Genomic DNA, 22,673 nt, shown 5'->3' with positions numbered 1-22,673 from the left:
GGGCTGCATGGCAGTGGCCACGCTAAGCTCTGAGCTTCAGACTTCTCACTTCTCTTTCTATATGAGCAACACTCCGCAGAAAGCCGCCGCCAACACCACCGAAGGCACCCTGGCTGATATCGTTTCGCACGCCAAAGAATACGGCTTCGTGTTTCCGTCCTCCGAAATCTATGATGGCCTGGCCGCCGTGTATGACTACGGCCCCAACGGCGTGGAGCTGAAAAACAACCTCAAGCAGCTCTGGTGGAAGGCCATGACGCAGCTCAACCAGAACGTGGTGGGCATTGATGCGGCCATCTTTATGCACCCGCTCACCTGGAAAGCCTCCGGCCACGTCGATGGTTTTTCGGACCCCATGATTGACAACCTCGACAGCAAGAAGCGCTACCGCGCCGACGTGCTACTCGAAGACAAAGCCGCCGAGTACGAGAAGAACGGCGAGCTGGCCCGCGCCGAAACCCTGCTGGCCGAAATGGGCCGCCTGCTCACGGCCGAGGATCTGGCCGGCGTCAAGCAGCTCATCATCGACGAGCAGATTCTCTGCCCCGTTTCTAAAACCGGCAACTGGACCGACGTGCGCCAGTTCAACCTGATGTTCTCGACGCAGGTGGGCGCCGTGGCCGACGACTCCAGCAAGATTTACCTGCGCCCCGAAACGGCCCAGGGCATCTTCGTCAACTTCCTGAACGTGCAGAAGTCGGCGCGGCAGAAGGTGCCGTTTGGCATTGCCCAGATCGGCAAAGCCTTCCGCAACGAAATTGTGGCCCGGCAGTTCATCTTCCGCATGCGGGAGTTCGAGCAGATGGAAATGCAGTTCTTCGTGCGCCCTGGCACCGAAGGCGAGTGGTACGAAACCTGGAAAGCCACGCGCCGCCGCTGGCACGAGGCCCTGGGCCTGCCCGCCGACAAGCTCCGCTTCCACGACCATGATAAGCTGGCGCACTACGCCAAGGCCGCCGTGGACATTGAGTATGAATTCCCGTTCGGCTTCAAGGAAATCGAGGGCATTCACTCCCGCTCCGATTTCGACCTGACCCAGCACCAGACGCTGAGCCGCAAAAAGCAGAACTACTTCGACAACGACGTAAACCCCGAAACCGGCAAGCCCTACGGCAACTACGTGCCCTACGTGGTAGAAACCTCCGTGGGTGCCGACCGGCTGTTCCTGGCCACGCTGTGCCAGGCGTTCCAGGAGGAAACCATTGTGGAGGGCGAAGGCGAGGAGCAGAAAACCAAAACCCGCAAGCTGCTGCGCCTGCACCCGGCCGTGGCGCCGGTGAAAGCCGCCATTTTCCCGCTCGTGAAAAAGGACGGGCTGCCCGAGAAAGCCAACGAAATCTACAACAGCCTGCGCCACGACTTCCGGGTGGTAGTAGAGGAGAAGGACTCTATCGGCACGCGCTACACCCGCCAGGACCTCATCGGTACGCCGTTCTGCATTGCCGTCGACCACCAGACGCTGGAAGATGAAACCGTAACGGTGCGCCACCGCGACTCGCGCGAGCAGACCCGCATGCCTGTTTCGGCACTGCGCAGCTACATCGGGGAGGCCGTGAGCTTGTCGCGCATTTTCGAAAAGCTATAACCTGAGAAGGTTATAAGAAAATTGAAAGAATAGGTTTTCTATAATTCTTCCTTAAAATTCTCCGGTTTCGGTAAGATTCTTGCTTACTGAGGCCGGAGAATTTTATTGCGTTTTTTCTCCGGTATTTTCAGCTTTTGTGGGCTGCGTCTGGCCGTTCGTTTTCTGTTTTTCCTCCACCTTATATTCTTTTCTATGTCTCTTTCTACTCTTTCTGGGCGGCGGCTGTATGGGTTGCCGCGTCTGCTGACGGCGGTTAGTCTGCTGGCCTCGGCGCCGGCAGTAGCCCAGTTGGCAGCCCCCAAAGTAGCGGCACCCACCGCCACCCGGCAGCTACAGTTTATAGCCAACCGCAACCAGTGGGCCAAGCCGGTGATGTTTGCCACCGACGTACCCGGTGGCCGCCTGTATCTGGAGCGCGGCCGCCTGCTTCAGACGCTTTATGATACCAAACAGGTGGAGGAGCTACACCACCACAAGCCCGACGGCAAGGACCACCGCGTGAAGGCGCACGCCTACTCCGTGACCTTTGTGGGAGCCAACCTGCAGGCCGCGGTGAAAGGCGAAACCGAAACCGGCGAGGTCAGCAACTATTTCCTGGGCAAAGACCAAAGCAAGTGGGCTTCCAACGTGCCGTCTTTCGAGGAGGTGCGCTACAAGGAGCTCTATCCGGGCACCAACCTGCGCTTCTACACCAACAAGGAGCATCTGGAATACGACTTTGAGGTGGCGGCCGGAGCCGATACCCGGCGGATTCAGCTGCGCTACGAGGGCCAGCAGAAGCTGAGCATCGTGAAGGGCGCTTTGCACGTGGCCACTTCCGTAGGCACCGTAATCGAGCAGAGCCCCGTGGCTTACCAGCTGGTGAACGGCCAGAAAGTGAACGTGCCCTGCAACTACGTGCTGAGCGCCAACAACACGCTTACGTTCGGTTTTCCGCAGGGCTACAACCGTGCCCAGCCGCTGGTAATTGACCCGGTACTGGTGTATTCTTCCTACACCGGCTCGTCGGCCAGCAACTTCGGCTACACGGCCACCTACGACGCCCAGGGCAACCTGTATGCCGGCGGTACCGTGTTTGATCCGGGCTACCCTACTACTACTGGCGCTTATGATGTGAGCTACGCCGGCGCCCAGGACTATGGCATCATGAAGTTCAACCCTACCGCCACTACTCGGACGGCTTCGCGCATCTACGCCACGTATGTAGGCGGCAATTCCGACGACCATCCGCACAGCATGGTGGTAGACCCGGCCGGCAACCTCGTGATTATGGGCACCACCAACTCGTCGGACTTCCCGACGACAACCGGAGCCTATGACCGGAGCTTCAATACCGGCGCCGACATTGTTATATCGAAGCTGAACCCGACCGGCACGCAGCTGCTGGCTTCCACTTTCTTTGGCGGCAACGGCGTGGACGGACAGGTAACCAGCTCGCTCGACAACAACTACAACGACACCTACCGCGGCGACGTAACCACCGACCCGCAGGGCAACATCTACCTGGCTACTCTCACGTCGTCGGCGAACTTCCCGGCGGTCAACGGCTTCCAGATGACTAAAGCAGCCAACTCGGATGCCGTGGTAGCCAAGTTCAACTCCGGTCTGACGGCCCTGACCTGGAGCACCTTTCTGGGTGGCTCCGGGCAGGATGCGGCCTACTCGGTGCAGGTAGACAGCACGGGCACCGTGTTTGTGAGCGGTGGTACTACCAGCACCAACTTCCCCGGCACCTTGGGCGGCCTGCATCCGCAGTACCGCGGCGGCAGCGCCGACGGTTTTGTGGCCCGTCTCTCGGCCAACGGCAACGACCTGTTCCAGTCTTCCTACATCGGCACTTCTGCCTACGACCAGGCGTATTTCCTGCAGCTTGACCGCCAGGGCGACGTATATCTGTTCGGGCAGACCGATGGCCTGTACCCGGTGACTACCGGCGTGTACTCCAACCCCGGCAGCCCGCAGTTCATTCATAAGCTCAACCGCGCCCTGAATACCACACTCTTTTCGACGGTGATTGGCAACGGCAGCACGGGCAACTCCAATATCTCGCCTACGGCTTTCCTGGTTGACAACTGCGGGCAGATTCTGCTTTCGGGCTTCGGCGGCAACATCAACAACATGCCCATCACGCCCAACGCCATTCAGAGCAGTTCTACCGGCTCATCCGGCGACTTTGGCTACTTCTACATCATGCAGCTTTCGGCCAATGCCGGCGGGCTTGTATATGGCACGTATTTCGGCAACGGCAGCTGCCACGTAGACGGCGGCACCTCGCGCTTCGACAAGAAAGGCATCATCTACCAGTCGATGTGCGTGGGCAGCGGCTCGGGCGGGACACAGCTCCCCATCACTCCCAATGGCTGGTCGGCGACGAACGGGGACAGCTGGAACAATGCCGCCTTCAAAATTGATGTGCTGCAGCTGGACGCTTCATTTACGCCTTCCAACGTTCCGAACGGCTCCCGCATCCGCACGGGCTGCGCTCCGCTCACGGTGTTCTTCACGCGGCCTTCCGTCAGCGGTACGTCTACCAGCTGGGACTTCGGCAATGGCCAGACTTCGGGCAACGCCACGGCACTGGTGAGCACCGTATACAACACTCCCGGCCGCTACGTAGTGCGCCTCACCGTTACGGATCCTTCCAACTGCATCCAGAGCGCCACTGCCACCGATACCATTGTGGTGTATGGCCTGCCCCGGGCGGCCGCCGGCCCCGATAAAACCATTTGCGAAGGCGGCTCCACCACACTGAGCGTGCCCGATGCCGGCCCCGGCGTTACCTACTCCTGGTTCCCGCCCCTGGGCCTGAACACGAGTACCGGCCGCACGGTGGTAGCCTCGCCTACCGCTACCACTTTCTACATCCTGACGGCTAACAACGTCAATGGCGGGTGCACTGCCAAAGACACGGTAGTGGTGAACGTAGCGCCCCGCCCGCGCGTGACGGCCACGGCCAGCACGCTCAATGAGCTGGCCGGCACGCCCGTCAACTTCACGGCTTCCGCAACCGGCGGCACCGTGAGCAGCTATACCTGGGACTTCGGTGACGGAACTACCGGCACCGGCGCTACTACTTCGCACACCTACAGCAACCCCGGTCCCAACGGCACCACCTACCAGGTGCGCCTGACCTCCAGATCGGGCCCCAATGGTGGTTGCGAAGAGGTGCAGAACCTGGCCGTGTTTGTACGCGGCGTAGAGAAGCCCAACATCATCACGCCCAACGGCGACGGCAAGAACGATACCTTCCGCCCGTTCCTGACCTTCCAGCCGGTAAATATTCAGATTTTCAACCGCTGGGGTAAGAAGGTGTTTGAGCAAAGCAACTACACCGACGGCTGGGGCAAAAACAACGTCCCCGGCGGTGTCTACTACTACCTGCTCGAAAGCAGCACCGGCGAAAGCTGGAAAGGCTGGGTGGAAGTAGTCCGCTAAGCAACTGTAGCACAGAAAAGGCCCCTGGAACTCAGTTTCAGGGGTCTTTTTCGGTAGGAGGCAGTCGGTTAGCTGCGGCTGAGCCAATCGGCAGCTTCGCGGCGCGAGGTAAAGTAGTTGAACTCGACGTAGGCCGGTGGCAGCGTGCTGGCGCTGGCAGCCAGCGAATTGCCGACCTGGTACTGATACTGCCCCTCCGACACTACGGCCGCAATAAACAACGGCCGCGTTTCGTGCTCCGGCAGCACGCTGGCCAGCGGGGGCAGCAGCTCCAGCTCGTCGTCGGTGGGCGGGGCGTTGCGCTTCAGATCCAGCAGCAGCTTGCCCACGTTGTGCTCCAGCATCTGTTCCAGCGCCTGCTGATACGCCATGCCAAACGACACCGTGAGCCGGGTGGCGCTGTAGCTGAGCTGCAGCATGTCGGTGGTGGGGTGGTAGGTGAGCGACGCGTCGGGAGTATGAAACAGAGTCATAGGCAAAACCGGAAAAGCAATAACCTGTAGCAGGCAAAATGCAATTATGAGAGGCTTTAACTGGTTGAACTTCGGCTGTTTACGTGCTGATTAGCATTTTAAGTTTTCTATATTCAGTGAAATACTACGGATTTACCCCAAAATAACCGGCGCGGCCGGCGCTGCTACGGTGGCCGGTTTGCGCATTCGGCGGCTGTAGCTGCGGCGGGTTGCGTACCTTTGCTGCATTTTAGCAGCCTATGTGGAGAAACCTTGCCTTGTTTGTCATTAAGAACCGTCGGCTCCTGATTGGGCTACTGGCGGTTATTACCGTGTTTATGGCCTGGGAGGCGCGCAAGGTTGAGATGACCTACGACTTCGCCCAGGTAGTGTCGCCCGACGACCCGGACATGGTGTACTTCCAGCAGTTCAAGAAGACCTTTGGCGAGGATGGCAACGTGCTGGTGCTGGGCATGCAGGACAGCTCCGTGTATAAGCTGGGCAACTTCAACGAGCTGCGAACCCTCACCGACACGCTCAGCAAGGTGCAGGGCGTGAGCGGCATTCTGGGCGTTACGCGGCTGCCCAAGCTGGAAAAGGACACCGCCACCCAGACGTTCCGGGCCGTTCCTATCTTCCGCAACTTCCCGCGCACCCAGCTGGAGCTCGACTCGCTGATGCGCATCGTGAATGCGCAGGAGTTCTACAAAGGCCAGCTGATTTCGCCTACTACCGGGGCCACGCTGCTGGCGCTGACTATGGACCCGAAATTCCTGAATTCCAGCAAGCGCGAAGGCGTGATGCAGGAAATTCTGGGGCATGCCGAGCGGTTCCAGAAGAAAACCGGCATCAAGATGCACTACGCCGGCCTGCCCTATGTGCGGGCCACCATGACGACCAAAGTAGCGGCCGAAATGAAGCTGTTCGTGGGCCTGACCATCGGCATGATGGCCCTCACGCTGCTCATGTTCTTCCGCACGTGGTCGGCGGTGGTGTTTCCACTACTGATTGTGCTGATTGTCGTGACATGGTGCATCGGGAGCATGGTGCTGCTGGGCTACAAAATCAACCTGCTCACGGGCCTGATACCGAGCATCATCATCGTTATCGGCATCCCGAACTGTACGTATCTGCTCAGCCGCTACCACTACGACTACCGCAAATCCGGCAACCAGGTGCTGGCTATGGCCCGGGTAGTGCGCAAAATCGGGCTGGTAACGCTCATGAACAACACCACCACGGCCATCGGTTTTGTGGTGTTCTGCTTCACCAACATTGCCATCCTGTTCCAGTTCGGGGCGGTGGCCACGCTCAACATCTTCGTGGCGTTTGCGGTGTCGTTTATCCTGATGCCGATTGTGTTTACCATTCTGCCGCCGCCCACGCCCAAGCAGCTGGAACACCTCGAAGCCAGGCCGCTCATGAAGCTGCTTGAGTTCTTCGACTACGTGGTGCTGGAGCGCCGCCGCACCGTCTACATCACCACGCTGGCGCTGGTAGTGCTGGCTTCGTTCGGGGTGAGCAGAGTACGGTCGGTAAGCTACATGGTGGACGACTTGCCTAAGGATTCGTCGGTAAATTCCGACCTGAAATTCTTCGAGCAGCACTTTAATGGCGTGATGCCGCTGGAGCTGGTAGTGGACACGGGCAAGCCCAAAGGCCTGCTCAAGCTCAAGAATCTGGAGCGGATTGACCGGCTCGAAAACTACCTGCGCACGCAGCCGGTGCTTACCTCGCCGGTCAGCGTCGTTACGTTCCTGAAGGCCTCCACGCAGGCGTTCTACAACGGCGACCCGAGCTACTACCGCCTGCCCGACAACGACGAGAAGAACTACGTGTTCAGCTACCTGGCCCGCTCGCAGTCGACGGAAGGCAGCGAAGGCCAGCTCACCAGCAAGCTGCTGCGCTCCTTCACCGACAGCACCATGCAGAAGGCGCGCATCTCGCTCAAGATTGCCGATATCGGCTCGCACAACCTCGATACGCTGCTCAACAACCGCATCCGGCCCGAGATTAACAAAATCTTCAACGGCACCGGCACCGACGTGCAGCTGACGGGCACCACCATTATCTTCACCAAGGGCAACGAGTTTCTGATTGGCACGCTCAAATCGAGCTTGCTGCACGCGTTTCTGCTGGTGGGGGCCGTCGTTCTGATTCTGTTCCGCAGCATCCGGGCGGTGTTCTTCACGCTGCTGCCCAACTTCTTCACGCTGCTGCTCACGGGCGGGATTATGGGCTATTTCGACATTCCACTCAAGCCCAGCACGGCCCTCATTTTCAGTATCGCGCTGGGCATTGATGGCGACAACTCCATTCACTTGCTGGCCAAGTTCCGGCAGGAAATGGCTGCTAATGGCCGCCGGGTGAAAGCCGCCATCAGCACCACGCTTTCGGAGGCTGGCACCAGCATGATTTACACCAGCATTGTGTTGTTTCTGGGCTTCCTGGTGTTTGCCTTCTCGGAGTTTGGCGGTACCAAGGCGCTGGGCCTGCTCATGTCGGCCAGCCTGCTGATTACCAACTTCTCCAACCTGATTCTGCTGCCCTGCCTGCTGGTTACCTTCGAGCACGGCAAGGACGAAGACGTCATCGACCAGTCGGGCATCAAGCACTACGACGACAACTACCACGAGGAAGACGACGACCTGGAACTGAACCTCAACCGCATGCAGGTGCAACCCCGCCAGAACGGTTAAAATCATTTACACTATCGTCATGCTGAGCTTGCCGAAGCATCTCTACCGCTTCGTTGGATGACTACTGCAATGAAGCGGTAGAGATGCTTCGGCAAGCTCAGCATGACGTTCTGATACAACGACCCTCCCCCACAATGAACTACCCCGAATTCAAGCAGCCGCTCAACTACGGCCAGGTCGGCACCGATATCCTGGCGTGGTGGAAGCAGAACGGCATCTTTGAGAAAAGCGTGAGCACCCGCGAAGGGCAGCCTACGTTCGTATTTTATGAAGGCCCCCCTTCGGCCAACGGCGCCCCCGGCATTCACCACGTGATGGCCCGGACGGTGAAGGACATCTTCTGCCGCTACCAGACCTTGCTGGGCAAGCAGGTCAACCGCAAAGGCGGCTGGGACACCCACGGCCTGCCCATCGAGTTGCAAGTGGAGAAGGAGCTGGGTATCACCAAGGAGGACATCGGCAAGAAAATCAGCATTGAGGAGTACAACCAGCGCTGCAGGGAGACTGTCATGCGCTTCAAGGCCCAGTGGGACGACCTCACCGAGAAAATGGGCTACTGGGTGGACCTCGACGACCCTTACATCACCTTCGAGCCCGAGTACATCGAGAGCTGCTGGGCGCTGCTCAAGAAGCTCTACGACAAGGGCCTACTCTACAAAGGCTACACCATCCAGCCCTACTCGCCGGCCGCCGGCACCGGCCTGTCGTCGCACGAGCTGAACCAGCCCGGCACCTACCGCGACGTGAAAGACACGACGGTGGTAGCGCAGTTCAAGGTGAAGCGGGATGAGAAGTCGGAGAAGCTGTTTGGTGGTCCATCCTGGTTAATCGAAAACACTGACGTATTCATTCTCGCTTGGACTACGACGCCTTGGACACTACCAGCCAACACTGCTTTGGCCGTTGGCAAGAACATCCCTTACGTTCTTGTTCGCACCATTAATCCTTACACCAAGCAATACATCCGGGTTGTTTTGGCTAAAGCGAGGTTGAAGAGCTACTTCTCAGATTATACTGAAATTGGTAAGCCTACGCCACCAACCTATTCAGATTGGGGCAGTGAGACAAGACAGATTCCTTGGGAAATCGAAGCCGAATTCACTGGTGCTGACCTGGTGGGCGTCAACTACGAGCGGCTGTTCGGCCACGACAAGGGCTTTCCGGCCTTTGAAGGGGAGGAGCGTGCCTTCCGCGTTATCAATGGCGACTTCGTAACCACCGAGGACGGTACTGGCATCGTGCACATTTCGCCCACGTTTGGCGCCGATGACTTCCGCGCTGCCCAGCTGGCCGGCGTGCCCGCCCTGCTGGTTGCTGATGACGAAGGCAAGCTAGGCCCCATCGTGGACCGGACGGGCCGCTACGTGCCCCAAATGGGCGAATTCGGTGGCCGCTGGGTGAAAAACTACGACGGCCACGACCAGAGCGGCGCCGATTACAAAACCCTCGACGAGAGCATTGCCATCCGCATGAAAGGCGACGGCACGGCCTTCAAAGTGGAGAAGTACGAGCACACCTACCCGCACTGCTGGCGCACCGACAAGCCCGTTCTCTACTACCCGCTCGACTCCTGGTTTATCAAGACCACGGCGGTAAAAGACCGGCTCATCGAGCTCAACAAAACCATCAACTGGCAGCCCGAAAGCACCGGCACCGGCCGCTTCGGCAACTGGCTGGAAAACCTGGTGGACTGGAACCTGAGCCGCTCGCGCTACTGGGGCACGCCTCTGCCCATCTGGCGCACCCAGGACGGCACGGAGGAAATCTGCATCGGTAGCATTGCCGAGCTGAGCGCCGAAATTGATAAGGCCGTAGCGGCCGAGGTGATGACGCACAACCCCATTGCCACCGGCGAAATGAAGGATTTGCACCGCCCCTACGTGGACGACGTGTTCCTCGTGTCGCCCAGCGGCCAGCCCATGTACCGCGAAACCGACCTCATCGACGTGTGGTTCGACAGCGGCGCTATGCCCTACGCGCAGTGGCATTACCCGCTGGAAAACAAGGCCCAGTTCGAGAAGAACTTCCCGGCTGATTTCATTGCCGAAGGCGTGGACCAGACCCGTGGTTGGTTCTTCACCCTGCACGCCCTGGCCGTCATGCTGGAGGACTCGGTGGCCTACAAAAACGTGATGGCCAACGGCTTGGTGCTGGATAAGAACGGCAACAAGATGAGCAAGCGCCTCGGTAACGCCATCGACCCGTTCCAGACTATCAGCCAGTTCGGCCCCGATGCCACGCGCTGGTACATGATTGCCAACGCCCAGCCCTGGGACAACCTCAAGTTCGACCTGAACGGCATCACGGAGGTGCAGCGCCGCTTCTTCGGCACGCTGTTCAACACCTACTCGTTCTACGCCCTCTACGCCAACTTGAGCGGTTATGAATCAGAGAAGTATCCTAGTATTCCACTTGTGGAATGGAGCGAACTTGACTTATGGATTTTCAATAGGTTGCAAAAACTAATCGAAGATGTTCGCGGACATTTCGACAATTACGATCCAACTAAAGCCGCTCGTGCTATCCAAGATTTTGTAGTCGACCACCTTTCAAATTGGTACGTCCGTCTTTCCCGCCGCCGCTTCTGGCAAGGAGAAATGACAACTGATAAGATCAATGCATTCAAAACCTTGGAAGCATGTCTTCTGGGAGTGACGCAACTGATGTCTCCTATTGCACCATTCTTTAGCGAATGGTTATATAAGAATATGACGGACGGCCCTCGAGCTAGAGGGGCGTATCAAGGAAACCTTATGCCAGAGTCAGTGCATCTAACAAGGATTAAAGACGCTCAATGGGATCCATCAGTTGATTCAAAGAGTCTCTTAGATCGGATGGAGTATGCACAAAGAATCAGTTCTCTAGTGCATTCTCTTCGCAAGAAGTCTGGAATTAAGGTTCGTCAACCACTCAAGCAAATTTTACTTCCAATAGATGACAAGGGTAAAATCGGACTGATCAAATTGGTATCGGATCTGATTTGTGCTGAAGTGAATGTGAAGAGTATAGATTTTTTGGATGATACCAGTGGTATGCTGGTGAAGTCAGTGAAGCCCAACTTCAAGCGCCTCGGCCAGCAGTACGGTCCCAAGCTGAAAGCCGTGGGGGCCCGCATCCAGCAGATGAGCGCCGAGGAAATCAGCACCCTCGAAAAAACCGGCCAGCTGGCCGTGGAAATCGACGGCGAAGCCTACACCCTGGCCCCCGACGACGTGGAAATCCGCACCCAGGACCTACCCGGCTGGCTCGTAGCCACCGATGGCCCGCTCACGGTAGCCCTCGACGTGACCCTGACCGACGAGCTGCGCCAGGAGGGCGTGGCCCGCGAGCTGGTGAACCGCCTCCAGAACCTGCGCAAAGACAGCGGCCTGGAAGTGCAGGACAAAATCCGCGTGACGCTGGGCCAGCAGCCCGAGCTACAAGCCGCCGTGCAGTCGTTCGGCGACTATATCCGGGAGGAAGTGCAGGCCCTGAGCCTGGATTTTGCCCCGGAAATCAGCGGCGGTTCGGTGCTGGAATTCGACGAGTATTCGGTGCCCGTGCAGCTGGAAGTCGCAACTGCGTAAGGCTCAGCTACCAACCGCCGCCTCAGAAACGGCGGTTGGTACACGGACGCATAAAGCGCTACGCCGCCCCGCGGAATCAGCTCAAAAGGGCACAAAACGCCCCCTGAAACATATACCACCGAGGCTGAGCCCAGGACGAATGCCGATACAGCCAAGTCTAAAATTCAGCGTCAGTTTGTGCCAAGAGAGGGGAGAGGTTCCAGCCCTGACAGAGCGTCAGGGTAAAGTCTCGCTTCTCACTTCTAACCGCTCACTTCTCTTTACATGAAGTACTGGAAATACTACCTGGTGGCCCTGCTGGTCATCGTTATTGATCAGCTTTCGAAGTGGGCCGTACACCGCTACATGCCCATGGGAATGCCCGGCGAAATTCCGGTGCTCGGCGACTGGTTTAAGCTGCACTACACGCTGAATCCGGGCATGGCCTTCGGGGTAGAACTGCCCGCGCCCTACGGCAAAGTCATCCTCACGCTGTTCCGGCTGGTAGCCGTTACGGGCATCAGCTACTACATCTACCGGCTGTGGAAGCAGCATGCGCCCAGCGGGCTTATTTTCTGCATTTCCCTGATTCTGGGCGGTGCCATCGGCAACCTCGTAGACTCTATTTTCTACGGCGTGCTCTACGACAACGCGCCTTTCACCGCGCCCACTCCCTGGCTGCACGGGCAGGTGATTGATATGCTGTTTGTGGATTTCCCCGACGGCTTTTTTCCGGCGTCCTGGCCGCTGGTAGGAGGGGAGATGATACCCGATTTCCCCATCTTCAACATTGCCGATGCCTGCATTTTCGTCGGCGTGGTGCTGATCCTGCTGTTCCAGAACCGCTTCTATAGCCATGAGGAGGAAGAAGCCCACCCCGTAGCCGCCAACGACCCCGCTGCCGCCCAGGCCCGCCGGGACGCCGAAGCCTCGGAGGTGGTGTAACAAAGAGGAGCTTGATAAGCTAAAAATGCTTGTCGGAACTGTTCCGACAGGCATTTTAATTTCCACTGAACCGTGGCACTTTTACTGCGTTGGAGTCAAGCTTGTAACTATTATTTCTTCAGCTACTATAACGGCTTCCAAGCCTGTAGCAGCATCAATTGTACACTTAATTGTATCCTCAGCTTCTTCAAAAGCCAGATATAAAATAGCATTCTGATGGCTGAAGTTATCAAATTCCATTGCCCGGATTCCGTTGAACTGGAACTGTATGTCGCAGTTATTCAAGATCTTGTATCCACCTATTTCATCAGTTTTCTGGGTTCTTTCAAAAGCTGAAAGTAAAACAGTTACGGAGGGATGATAACCTGGGTTGGATTCAAAAATCACTCGCTTAATTTCCGCATCATGAAAGTTTGGCCAATAGCCAAAATGCCGATGAACAACTTCTGAGTTGATTATTCGGCTGATTGCGGTGCTCTCACTGTTAAGCATATCTAAGAAGCTTCAACAAGAAAATAGCAGAGTGGAACAGCTAGGTACGATGCCTATAAAATCAGGCGTTCTTATCACCAGCTATAGTACACCAGCGGTTTAATCCGTTGCTCATAAATACCCCGTACGGCCTGCATCTGCTCCGGAGTAAGCGCCGGCAGCTCGGCGGCCTGCAGGTTCGATTCGAGCTGGCTGGTCTTGGACGCGCCCGGAATCACGCAGCTTACTTCATCGAACATCAGCACCCAGCGCAGGGCAATAGGGGCGAGGTTGGGCTGATCGGGAAACACTTTCTTCAGCTCTTCCACGGCTGCCAGGCCGGTTTCGTAGTCTACGCCGGCGAAGGTTTCGCCCTTGTCGAAGGCGGCCCCGTCGCGGTTGAACTGGCGGTGGTCGTCGGGGGAGAAGGTAGTGTCGCGGGAGAATTTGCCCGTAAGCAGGCCGCTGGCCAGGGGCACGCGCACAATCAGGCCCACATCAAGCCGCTTGGCCTCACGGAACAGCAGTTCGGCCGGGCGCTGCCGAAACATATTGAAGATGAGCTGAATGGTGCTGACGTTGGCAAAAGTCAGGGCTTTGAGGCCTTCTTCCACCTTTTCCACGCTCACGCCGAGGTGCCGGATCTTACCTTCGTCCTTCAGCCGGTCGAATAGCTCGAAGATTTCGGGGCGGTAAAACACCTCGGTGGGCGGGCAGTGCAGCTGAATCAGGTCCAGCGTGTCGAGCTGCATGTTGCGCAGGCTCTGCTCCACAAACCGGCGTAGCGCGGCGGGCTGGTAGGCGTCGTTGGTATGGGGCTGGAGCTGGCGGCCGCATTTGGTAGCCACGTACACCGGCTCAGAGCGGCTGCGCACGAGCCTGCCCACGGCTTTTTCGCTTTCCCCGTCGCCATACACATCGGCCGTGTCAATGAAGTTGATGCCGCTGTCGACGGCGGCGTTGAGGATGGAGTCGGCGGTTTCGTGGCTGAATGGGTCGCCCCACTTGCCACCTACCTGCCAGGTGCCGAGGCTGATTTCGGATACGTTGAAGCCGGTTTTTCCTAGTTTACGGTAGTGCATAAGAGAATGAGGTGTGATTGTCTGTACCAGCAGCATACGCCAAACCGGCACGGCAAGCTACCGGCCACTGGCCTATCTTTACTTTTTTCCGCCCCGTCCGTCGCCGCCGTGTCCCAGTCCATCCTCTCCGTCCGCAACCTCACCATCGACTTTCACAGCCACCGCGGCAACACGCGGGCCGTGGCCGATATTTCCTTTGACCTGCGGCGGGGCGAAACGCTGGCCATTGTGGGCGAGTCGGGTTCGGGAAAATCGGTGACGTCGCTGGCGCTGATGGGCCTGATTCCGCTGCCGCCCGGCCAGATTGTGAGCGGCGAAGCGCGGTTTCAAAGCGAGGCACTGGGGGAGGTAGACCTGCTCACACTCTCCGACGAGCAGCTGCGAAAAGTGCGCGGCAACGATATCAGTATGATCTTTCAGGAGCCGATGACGTCCCTGAACCCCGTGTATACCTGCGGCAGCCAGGTGGTGGAAGCGCTGCGCCTGCACACTACGCTCACGGAGAAGGAAGCCGCAGCCCGCACCGTGGAGCTGTTCACGATGGCCCAGCTGCCCCGGCCCGAGAAAATCTTTACGAGCTACCCCCACGAAATCAGCGGCGGGCAGAAGCAGCGCGTCATGATTGCCATGGCCATGGCCTGCAACCCCGCCATCCTCATTGCCGACGAGCCCACCACCGCCCTCGACGTAACGGTGCAGGCGCGCATGCTCCGCCTCATCGACGACCTGCGCCGGCAGCACCAGACGGCTGTCATCTTCATCACCCACGATTTGGGCGTAGTGGCCGAAATAGCCGACCGGATTCTGGTGATGTACCGCGGCCGCGTGGTGGAGCAGGGGCCGGTGCTCGACATCTTCACCAACCCCCAGCACCCGTACACGAAAGGCTTGCTGGCCTGCCGGCCAAAACTTTCGGTTGGGAAGAAAAAACTTCCTGTTGTTTCCGATTTCATGCAGGAAAACGCCGATGGAAGCTTTTCTGCTACTGAAACTGGCCTACCGCAACTATCTGCTAATGACACTAGTCAAGCTGCTCCAATAGTCCCTCAAAGCATTCCTGAAACCACCAAAACGTTCCCCGTGGAACATTCTGTTTCACGCCCTGTGGAACCGGGCTTTGGGCTGACTGAGGCGCCGGGCCTGGAGTCCGGGTTACCACTGCCGCTGGTTCAGCTAGGCCCGGCCGCCGGGGTTGTCGGCGGAACCATGCCGGGAGCTGGTGCTCTGGATGCTGCTCCAGCTTCGGGCATTGGTCCTGACGCAGCCGCGGGTCCTGTAGTAGCGGCCACCCGCGCCGAGCCCATTCTTCGCGTCGAAAACCTGAACGTGCACTTCCCGATTCGCAAGGGCTTCTTCAACCGCCGGAAGGAATTCGTGCGCGCTGTGGATGGCGTGAGCTTCGACATCTATCCGGGCGAAACCGTAGGGCTGGTGGGGGAGTCGGGCTGCGGCAAGACCACGCTGGGCCGAACCTTGTTGCGGCTAGTGGAACCAACTTCAGGCAGCATCCTGTTCGAAGGAGTTGACCTGGCCACGCTACCGGCGGAGCAGCTGCGCCGCCGCCGCCGCGAGTTTCAGATGGTGTTTCAGGACCCTTACGCCGCCCTGAACCCGATGATGACCGTGGGCGAGGCCATCCTGGAGCCCATGCGGGTGCACGGCGTGGGCGGCACCAGGCAGCAGCAGAAAGACCGGGTGCTGGAGCTGCTGCGCACGGTGGGCCTGAAGGAGGAGCACTACCTGCGCTACCCGCACGAGTTCAGCGGCGGCCAGCGCCAGCGCATCTGCATTGCGCGGGCCCTGGCGCTGCAGCCCAAGTGCATCATCTGCGACGAGTCCGTGTCGGCGCTGGACGTATCGGTGCAGGCCCAGGTGCTCAACCTGCTCAACGACCTCAAACGTGAGTTCGGCATTACGTATCTGTTCATCACCCACGACCTGTCCGTGGCCCGCTTCATGTCCGACCGGATTCTGGTGATGCGCCAGGGGCAGATTGTGGAAAGTGGCCCGGCCGCCGAAGTCTACGCCAACCCGCAGCACGAGTACACCCGCACGCTGCTGGCTGCTATTCCTAAAGACGAGCCCGCTGATATCCGGGCCGCCGTGGCCAGCCGGGCGTAAAGTGGCCGGCGCATAACGTAACCATAACCCCGTATTTGTAGTCCGGAATAGTTATTCCCGGCTATATTCCGTATCATCTCCCCAGAGCCCATTTGTGGGCCTGCATACTTAACCCGGAAAGCTTCGTAAACAGCTTTCCCTATCAACCCTGCCGCCTGCGAAAAAGACAACCACTGGCGGCTCTCATTTTCTAAATGAAAAGAAAAGACGACTCCGCCGCCCCCCGCGCCGACCGCGCGAAGGCAGCAACCGGCAGCCATGAAGCTGCCCCCATTACCAAAGACATTGTATTCCGGATCTTCCGCGACAACCCCGGCAAAGTCTTCGCCTACCGCCAGATTTCGCGCCGCCTGGGCGTAACTACCAAGGAGCAGCGCGAAGACATCTTTGCCCATCTGAAGGCGCTGAAAAACGCCGGCACGCTTACGCTGCTCCAGAACGACGAGTACCGCCTCACGGATGCCGGGGCCGCCCACGCTGCTACGGAGCCCGCCAGCAGCCGCCGGCCGCGCAATGCCGGCAATATTCCGGTGCCGGCCCGCCGTAGCGGCCGCCCGGTTGAAACCGAGTTTGGCCAGGACCCCGTGGTGCACCGCCGCCGCGAAGCAGGCTTCGACTTTCCGGATGCCGACGGCGCTGATACCCGCCGCCGCCATGGCCACGACAGCCACGCCGAAACCCTCATTGGGACGGTGGCGCTGGCGACCGACAAGTACGCCTTCGTTATCAGCGAAGACAGTGAGAACGACGTGCGCGTGTTCACGGACCGCCTGAAGTTTGCCATGCACGGCGACACGGTGCGCCTGCGCCTGCGCGGCTCCCGCGACGGCCGCCCCGTCGGCGACGTGGTGGAGGTGCTCAAGCGCAACCGCGTGGAAGTGGTAGGCCGCCTGCAGCTGCAGGGCGGCATCGGCTTCGTGAAGCCTGACAACCGCAAGCTTTACTTCGACGTGTTTGTGCCGTTCGAGAACCTGCACGGTGCCAACCACGGCGAAAAGGTGCTGGTGCGCATTACCGAGTTTCCGGAGGATGACGCCGGCCGCTCGCCGGTAGGTGAGGTAGTTCGTAGCTTCGGACAGGCCGGCGAAAACGAGGCCGAGATAAACGCCATCATGGCCGAGTTTGGGCTGCCGTTTGAGTTTCCGGCTGAAGTGGAAGAAGAGTCGGAATCTATTTCCGACGTTATTCCGCAGGCCGAGATTGAGCGCCGCCGCGACTTCCGTCCCATCACCACCTTCACCATCGACCCGGCCGACGCCAAAGACTTCGACGATGCCCTGAGCATTCAGAAGCTGGAAAATGGCCACTGGGAAATCGGGGTGCACATCGCCGACGTGACGCACTACGTGCGGCCCGGCACGGCGCTGGAGCAGGAAGCCAAGCACCGCGCCACGTCCGTGTACCTCGTGGACCGGGTGATTCCCATGCTGCCGGAGCGCCTCTCCAACGGCCTCTGCTCGCTACGCCCCAACGAAGACAAGCTGACCTTCTCGGCCGTGTTTGAGCTGGACGAAAACGGCAAGCTCTACGAGTCGTGGTTCGGTAAAACCATCATTCACTCCGACCGCCGCTTCGCCTACGAAGAAGCCCAGGAGCGCATCGAAGGGCTGGACTCGGACTACACCGCCGAGATTCAGCTCATGAACAACATCGCCAAGAAGCTCTGCGCGCAGCGCTTCAAGCAAGGGGCCATCAGCTTCGAAACGCAGGAGGTGAAGTTCCGGCTCGATGAGAACGGCAAGCCGCTGGGCGTGTACGTGAAGGAGCGCAAGGACGCGCACAAGATGATTGAGGAGTTCATGCTGCTGGCCAACCGCAAGGTGGCCGAGTTCGTGTTCAAGCTCAAGAACCGCAAGCCGCGCCTGACCATGGTGTACCGCGTGCACGAAGCCCCCGACCCGGACCGCCTGCAGACCTTCGCGCTGTTTGCCAAGAAATTCGGCCACAACCTGGACCTGACCAACCCCAAGAAGCTGAGCACCGAGCTGAACGACTTGTCGTCGGAGGTGATTGGGCGGCCCGAGCAAAACGTGATTCAGACTCTGGCCGTGCGCACCATGAGCAAGGCCATCTACACCACCGAGCCGCTGGGCCACTTCGGCCTGGCCTTCGACCACTACTCGCACTTCACCTCGCCCATCCGCCGCTACCCCGACATGATGGCCCACCGCCTGCTGGAGCACTACCTGGAAGGCGGCAAGAACGTGGACGTGGAGCCCGTGGAAGAAGAGTGCAAGCACTCCTCGGAGCGCGAGAAAGTGGCGGCTTCCGCTGAGCGGGCCAGCATCAAATACAAGCAGGTGGAGTTCATGTCCGAGGTTATCGGTGAGACGTTCACCGGCGTGGTGTCGGGCCTCACGGAGCGCGGCATGTACGTGGAAATCGAGGAGAACAAGTGCGAAGGCATGGTGCGCCTGAGCGAGATTCCCGGCGACTTCTTCGAGCTGGACAAGGACAACTACCGCATCGTGGGCAAAAACACGAAGCGCATTATCCAGTTCGGCGACGAGCTGCAGGTAGTTGTGAAAGCCGCCAACCTGCTCGACCGCACTATCGACTTCGAGCTGGTGGACAACCGGCCCGATGCCGTGAAGCGCCGCGAGCAGGAGGAGCGCCGCCAGAACAGCAAGCCCCGCGGCTACCGCCCCGAGCGCAGCGGCGGCCGCCCCGGCGGCGACAAAGGCAAGCGCCGCCGGTAAGTCTGCTCGTGCAGGCAGGGAGCAGCCGAGCAGTTCGGCCCCAGCCTCAACCGTGAAAAAGCCCCCGGTGCTACTTGTGCCGGGGGCTTTTTTATGGCCATGCCGAAGCGCCTACTTGAAGTGTACTGGGAGCGTAATGGCAGTGGCTGCTGCCTGGCCGTTGAACTTGCCCGGATAAAAACGGGGCAGTTGCCTGATGCATTCCATAGCGGCGGCATCATAAGCCGGAGTGAGGCCTTGTCCCGGTGCTACCTGCACCTCCGTGACTTCGCCGGTGGCGGCCACTATCAGATTCACGAGCACCCGGCCGTGCTGCCGTGGCCCCCGGGGCCGTTGGAGCGTCTTGTGGATATACTTCAGAAGCGTCTCATGCCCGCCCGGAAAAACGGGCATCTGTTCCACCCGCAGGTAGCCGCCGCTGGTCAGGGGCAATGAGTCGGTGGGAGCTGGTTGAGGCAATGTTGCCGCTGGTTTGGCAGCCGGGCGGGCCGGCCGGGAAACCGGCGCCGGCTTGCGGGCATCCCACCAGTTGTAGGAGTTCTGGGCGGAAGCGGCTACCGCAGACAGCAGCAGGCCGCAGCAGACAAGCAGACCACGCATCGGAGAAATAGCTTAAGCATAGAAGAACACCTCCCGAAGATACCGGTTTGCTGTCCGACCCGCCTGCGCCGTTACCCAGCCGCTCGGTTACTCTTCCGTACCTTTCCTCTCCGAACCTTTACCCGTTTCTGTGGACCTCACTGCCCTCACCGACAAACTCACGGCCGGCCTCGCCGGCTTGCACTACGGCGACCAGCCTACCGCTCTTTACGAGCCTATCCGCTACATCATGGCCCTTGGCGGCAAGCGCATCCGGCCGTTGCTCACGCTGCTGGGCGCCCAGCTGTTCACCGATGAGCTGGACGGAGCTCTGAAGCCCGCGCTGGCCGTGGAGGTGTTCCACAACTTCACGCTCATGCACGACGACATCATGGACCAGGCGCCGCTGCGCCGGGGTCAGCCCACGGTGCACGAGAAATGGAACCCCAACGTGGCCATCCTGAGCGGCGACGTAATGCTGGTGCGCGCCTACGAACTGCTGCTGGACATGCCGCCGGCGCTGCTGGCGCCCATGCTGCGCCGCTTCTCCCAGACGGCCGCCGAGGTGTGCGAAGGCCAGCAGTGGGACATGAACTTCGAGACGGAAACCCAGGTCAGCATTGCCCAATACCTCGACATGATCCGGCTGAAAACGGCCGTGCTGCTGGGCTTCGCGCTGGAGTTGGGCGCGCGCCTGGGCGGAGCCTCCGAGCAGGATGCCGACCACCTGCGCCAGTTCGGGGTAGACATTGGCCTGGCCTTTCAGCTGCGCGACGACTTGCTGGATGTGTATGGCGACGCGGCCACCTTTGGCAAGCGCGTCGGCGGCGACATCGTGAGCGACAAGAAAACGTTCCTGCTGCTCACAGCCCAGGCGCAGGCCGATGCCACGCAGCAGGCGCAGCTGGCGCGCTACATCGGCCAGCCCGTAGCGGATGCCGACGCCAAGGTGCAGGCCGTGCGTGCCGTCTACGACAAGCTGGACGTTCGTCCGCAAACGGAAGCCCTCATCAACCGCTATTTCGCAGATGCCCTGCACCACCTGGAGCGGGTAGCTACGCCTGCTGCCCGCAAGGAGCCGCTACGCCAGTTGGCACTGCAGTTGCTGGAGCGCGAAAGCTAAACCAGTCCATTGCTTGTTTTCAGGCCCTTTACAGCCCTCGCGCAGTAATGGCCGTTCCGACGATAGGGGCGACGCCTGTTAAGCGCGTGGCGGCCCTGTAAAACGTTTTTCCTGCTTTTCCTTGCTTCTATGTTCCTGCTCAACCCGGCCCTTGTGCTGATTGCCCTTACCGCCGGTATTTCCATGTACGCGTGGTCGAACCGCCAACTAATGGACCGCTGGATACTCAGCCCCTACCTCGTGCAGCACAAGCAGCAGTGGTACCGGTTCCTCACTTCCGGCTTTCTGCACGCCGACCTGACGCACTTATTCTTCAACCTGTTTGCGTTCTACTCCTTCAGCCCCATTGTGCTGCGCGAGTACACGGAGCGGTTTGGGCTGGGCGGTGGTATCGGCTGCTTCCTGCTGCTGTATCTGGGCGGCATCATCGTCTCCGACATTCCCACCTACCTACGCCACCGCCACGACCCCGGCTACCGGAGTCTGGGTGCCTCGGGTGGGGTGTCGTCGGTGGTGTTTGCGAGCGTGCTGTTCTTTCCGGTAGCGCCGGCCGGTGCCGGTATCTACATTTTTCCGCTTCCGGTTCCGATCCAGCCCTTCGTGTTCGGCTTGCTGTACCTGGCCTATTCCTACTACATGAGCCGCCGCAATGCCGACAACATCAACCACGATGCGCACTTTTATGGTGCTTTGTATGGCGTGGTGCTGTCGTTGGCGCTGGCCCCGGCTTCAGCCATGGCCTTCGTCCAGAAAGTGCAGGCTTACTTAAGTAACTTACTGTAAACCAATATTATATAGAAAAAATAAACGAATTTTTATATCTATTCCGGAGAGTGTACCGTAAAGGGCATTCAACCTACCACTCTCTACTCCCATGAACAAATTGACTTCTTTGGCTAGCCGCCTGCCGGTCGCCATGCTTTCCCTGACTCTAGTCTTTTCTGTACTGCTCAGCAGCTGTTCCGGCCGCAGCAGCAACGGTAGCCTGACCATTTTCGGGGTCATTTACCTGATTATTGCCGTCTTGGCCTTCCTGAGCCTCATCAAGCAGGACTGGTCGATTGGTAAGAAAATCGTCTGGGGGCTTATCATCTGGTTTTTCCCCTTTGGCGGTTCCATCATCTACTTCCTCTTCTCGGGTCGGCGGTAGCTGCTTCAGTTGAAGACAACAAAAAGCCCCGGCACGAATTCGTGCCGGGGCTTTTTTCTGCGCTATTGCCAGTGCCTATTTCCCACCCAGTAGTTTCTTCTTTTCGAGGCGAGCTACGTGCTTGAGCAGCTCACCGGAGTTGGTGATTTCCGTGACCTGCCAATGGTCTCCGCGGCTAAGCATCTTCAGCTCCACTACCAGCGTGGTGTCATATTTGGGCTGCGTGAACTCCAGGCCAACCAGCGCCTGCTCTCCCTCTTCCTTCACGTACTTAATGTCCTTGAACTGGCTGTCGGGGTTGACCACTTTGCCAGCCAGGCCCAGCATGGATATGTTCACGAGCTTGCCCGGTTGCGCTGCCGCCGCCGCCTCCACCGAGCCGGTTTCGATGTAGCGGTGCAGCTCCTTGCGGGCCGCCTGCGCGAGTTGGGGCTTCATCATGCGCAAGGCCCCCTTAAACATCATTCCTCCGGGGTTCAGGAGCCCCAGCGCAGAGCCCTGGGTGGTAACCTGGTCTACTAGGTTGCCCGTTACGCTGCCTACGTCTACGTAGCGTTCAAAGTCGGCCACATCGTGGGTGCGCACGGCATTGGCGGCCTGCATCAGCGAGTATTTGGGGCCCGACTTCAGGCTTTGGTAATAGAAGTAGCCGCCGGCCGCAATGGCCACCAGCACGAGCAGAATCATCAACTTCTTCATAAGTATACGTAGGGAGAGGAGTGTTTGAACAGCGAAAATACTCGATTGGAGCGGGCTTACCACGCGCTGAATGCGTAGTGTATAGCTG

Annotated in this window: 15 protein-coding genes; 10 read left to right on the top strand and 5 right to left on the bottom strand. The window is 59.1% G+C overall.

From position 1 onward, the window contains the following. The first annotated feature begins 61 nt into the window (after positions 1 to 61). Positions 62 to 1,585, top strand: coding sequence for a glycine--tRNA ligase (locus tag BUE15_RS02395; RefSeq protein WP_073281070.1), 1,524 nt, complete (start codon positions 62 to 64; stop codon positions 1,583 to 1,585). A 192-nt stretch (positions 1,586 to 1,777) separates the two neighbouring features. Continuing rightward, positions 1,778 to 5,020 carry a DUF7948 domain-containing protein gene (locus BUE15_RS02390; protein ID WP_084548761.1) on the top strand — a complete coding sequence of 1,081 codons (3,243 nt, stop codon included), beginning with the start codon at positions 1,778 to 1,780 and terminating at the stop codon, positions 5,018 to 5,020. Between the two features lie 68 nt (positions 5,021 to 5,088). On the opposite strand, the gene BUE15_RS02385 is transcribed toward BUE15_RS02390, so the two are convergent. Beyond that, positions 5,089 to 5,493 (bottom strand): hypothetical protein, encoded by a 405-nt coding sequence (locus tag BUE15_RS02385; RefSeq protein ID WP_073281068.1) that lies wholly within the window; start codon positions 5,491 to 5,493, stop codon positions 5,089 to 5,091. 239 nt (positions 5,494 to 5,732) lie between these two features. Here BUE15_RS02385 and BUE15_RS02380 point away from each other — a divergent pair, with 239 nt between their 5' ends. From BUE15_RS02380 to BUE15_RS02370, 3 genes are all read left to right on the top strand, one after another. Beyond that, positions 5,733 to 8,171: an efflux RND transporter permease subunit gene (locus BUE15_RS02380; protein WP_073281067.1), complete on the top strand. Its 2,439-nt coding sequence runs from the start codon at positions 5,733 to 5,735 to the stop codon at positions 8,169 to 8,171. 134 nt (positions 8,172 to 8,305) lie between these two features. Then, positions 8,306 to 11,737, top strand: a complete 3,432-nt coding sequence (gene ileS / locus BUE15_RS02375) for an isoleucine--tRNA ligase (protein WP_073281066.1) — start codon at positions 8,306 to 8,308, stop codon at positions 11,735 to 11,737. Between the two features lie 264 nt (positions 11,738 to 12,001). Then, positions 12,002 to 12,661: a lipoprotein signal peptidase gene (locus BUE15_RS02370; protein ID WP_073281065.1), complete on the top strand. Its 660-nt coding sequence runs from the start codon at positions 12,002 to 12,004 to the stop codon at positions 12,659 to 12,661. Positions 12,662 to 12,742: 81 nt separating this feature from the next. Here the strand turns inward: BUE15_RS02370 and BUE15_RS02365 are convergent, their stop codons facing one another. Both BUE15_RS02365 and BUE15_RS02360 read right to left on the bottom strand, forming a co-directional pair. Further along, complete coding sequence (locus BUE15_RS02365) at positions 12,743 to 13,153, bottom strand: Imm50 family immunity protein (protein WP_073281064.1); 411 nt, start codon at positions 13,151 to 13,153, stop codon at positions 12,743 to 12,745. A gap of 74 nt (positions 13,154 to 13,227) precedes the next feature. After that, entirely contained in the window at positions 13,228 to 14,214 is a 987-nt protein-coding gene (locus BUE15_RS02360) for an aldo/keto reductase (protein ID WP_073281063.1), read from the bottom strand. Between the two features lie 108 nt (positions 14,215 to 14,322). Between BUE15_RS02360 and BUE15_RS02355 the strand changes: the two genes are divergently transcribed. Beyond that, positions 14,323 to 16,335, top strand: coding sequence for an ABC transporter ATP-binding protein (locus tag BUE15_RS02355; RefSeq protein ID WP_073281062.1), 2,013 nt, complete (start codon positions 14,323 to 14,325; stop codon positions 16,333 to 16,335). 194 nt (positions 16,336 to 16,529) lie between these two features. After that, on the top strand, positions 16,530 to 19,034 hold the full coding sequence (gene rnr, locus BUE15_RS02350; protein ID WP_084548759.1) for a ribonuclease R: 2,505 nt from the start codon (positions 16,530 to 16,532) through the stop codon (positions 19,032 to 19,034). A 111-nt stretch (positions 19,035 to 19,145) separates the two neighbouring features. On the opposite strand, the gene BUE15_RS02345 is transcribed toward rnr, so the two are convergent. After that, complete coding sequence (locus BUE15_RS02345) at positions 19,146 to 19,634, bottom strand: energy transducer TonB (RefSeq protein ID WP_073281061.1); 489 nt, start codon at positions 19,632 to 19,634, stop codon at positions 19,146 to 19,148. A 130-nt stretch (positions 19,635 to 19,764) separates the two neighbouring features. On the opposite strand from BUE15_RS02345, the gene BUE15_RS02340 reads away from it, so the two are divergent. The 3 genes from BUE15_RS02340 to BUE15_RS02330 all read left to right on the top strand — a co-directional run bounded on the left by BUE15_RS02340 (position 19,765) and on the right by BUE15_RS02330 (position 21,886). Further along, positions 19,765 to 20,736 (top strand): polyprenyl synthetase family protein, encoded by a 972-nt coding sequence (locus tag BUE15_RS02340; protein ID WP_073281060.1) that lies wholly within the window; start codon positions 19,765 to 19,767, stop codon positions 20,734 to 20,736. 129 nt (positions 20,737 to 20,865) lie between these two features. Further along, positions 20,866 to 21,519 (top strand): rhomboid family intramembrane serine protease, encoded by a 654-nt coding sequence (locus tag BUE15_RS02335; RefSeq protein WP_073281059.1) that lies wholly within the window; start codon positions 20,866 to 20,868, stop codon positions 21,517 to 21,519. 133 nt (positions 21,520 to 21,652) lie between these two features. Next, entirely contained in the window at positions 21,653 to 21,886 is a 234-nt protein-coding gene (locus BUE15_RS02330) for a PLDc N-terminal domain-containing protein (RefSeq protein WP_170865167.1), read from the top strand. Positions 21,887 to 21,961: 75 nt separating this feature from the next. On the opposite strand, the gene BUE15_RS02325 is transcribed toward BUE15_RS02330, so the two are convergent. Then, positions 21,962 to 22,585, bottom strand: coding sequence for a DUF2939 domain-containing protein (locus BUE15_RS02325; RefSeq protein WP_073281057.1), 624 nt, complete (start codon positions 22,583 to 22,585; stop codon positions 21,962 to 21,964). Positions 22,586 to 22,673 lie beyond the last annotated feature (88 nt).

It is taken from the genome of Hymenobacter psychrotolerans DSM 18569 (genome assembly GCF_900142395.1).
GTDB lineage: Bacteria > Bacteroidota > Bacteroidia > Cytophagales > Hymenobacteraceae > Hymenobacter > Hymenobacter psychrotolerans.
This window is presented reverse-complemented; position numbering and strand designations above follow the sequence as displayed.

What these genes read in the sequence shown, in the direction of transcription:
- BUE15_RS02395 (WP_073281070.1), top strand. Translation starts at nt 62, where the DNA reads ATGAGCAACACTCCGCAGAAAGCCGCCGCCAACACCACCGAAGGCACC.
- BUE15_RS02390 (WP_084548761.1), top strand. Translation starts at nt 1,778, where the DNA reads ATGTCTCTTTCTACTCTTTCTGGGCGGCGGCTGTATGGGTTGCCGCGT.
- BUE15_RS02385 (WP_073281068.1), bottom strand. Translation starts at nt 5,493, where the DNA reads ATGACTCTGTTTCATACTCCCGACGCGTCGCTCACCTACCACCCCACC.
- BUE15_RS02380 (WP_073281067.1), top strand. Translation starts at nt 5,733, where the DNA reads ATGTGGAGAAACCTTGCCTTGTTTGTCATTAAGAACCGTCGGCTCCTG.
- ileS (WP_073281066.1), top strand. Translation starts at nt 8,306, where the DNA reads ATGAACTACCCCGAATTCAAGCAGCCGCTCAACTACGGCCAGGTCGGC.
- BUE15_RS02370 (WP_073281065.1), top strand. Translation starts at nt 12,002, where the DNA reads ATGAAGTACTGGAAATACTACCTGGTGGCCCTGCTGGTCATCGTTATT.
- BUE15_RS02365 (WP_073281064.1), bottom strand. Translation starts at nt 13,153, where the DNA reads ATGCTTAACAGTGAGAGCACCGCAATCAGCCGAATAATCAACTCAGAA.
- BUE15_RS02360 (WP_073281063.1), bottom strand. Translation starts at nt 14,214, where the DNA reads ATGCACTACCGTAAACTAGGAAAAACCGGCTTCAACGTATCCGAAATC.
- rnr (WP_084548759.1), top strand. Translation starts at nt 16,530, where the DNA reads ATGAAAAGAAAAGACGACTCCGCCGCCCCCCGCGCCGACCGCGCGAAG.
- BUE15_RS02345 (WP_073281061.1), bottom strand. Translation starts at nt 19,634, where the DNA reads ATGCGTGGTCTGCTTGTCTGCTGCGGCCTGCTGCTGTCTGCGGTAGCC.
- BUE15_RS02335 (WP_073281059.1), top strand. Translation starts at nt 20,866, where the DNA reads ATGTTCCTGCTCAACCCGGCCCTTGTGCTGATTGCCCTTACCGCCGGT.
- BUE15_RS02330 (WP_170865167.1), top strand. Translation starts at nt 21,653, where the DNA reads ATGCTTTCCCTGACTCTAGTCTTTTCTGTACTGCTCAGCAGCTGTTCC.
- BUE15_RS02325 (WP_073281057.1), bottom strand. Translation starts at nt 22,585, where the DNA reads ATGAAGAAGTTGATGATTCTGCTCGTGCTGGTGGCCATTGCGGCCGGC.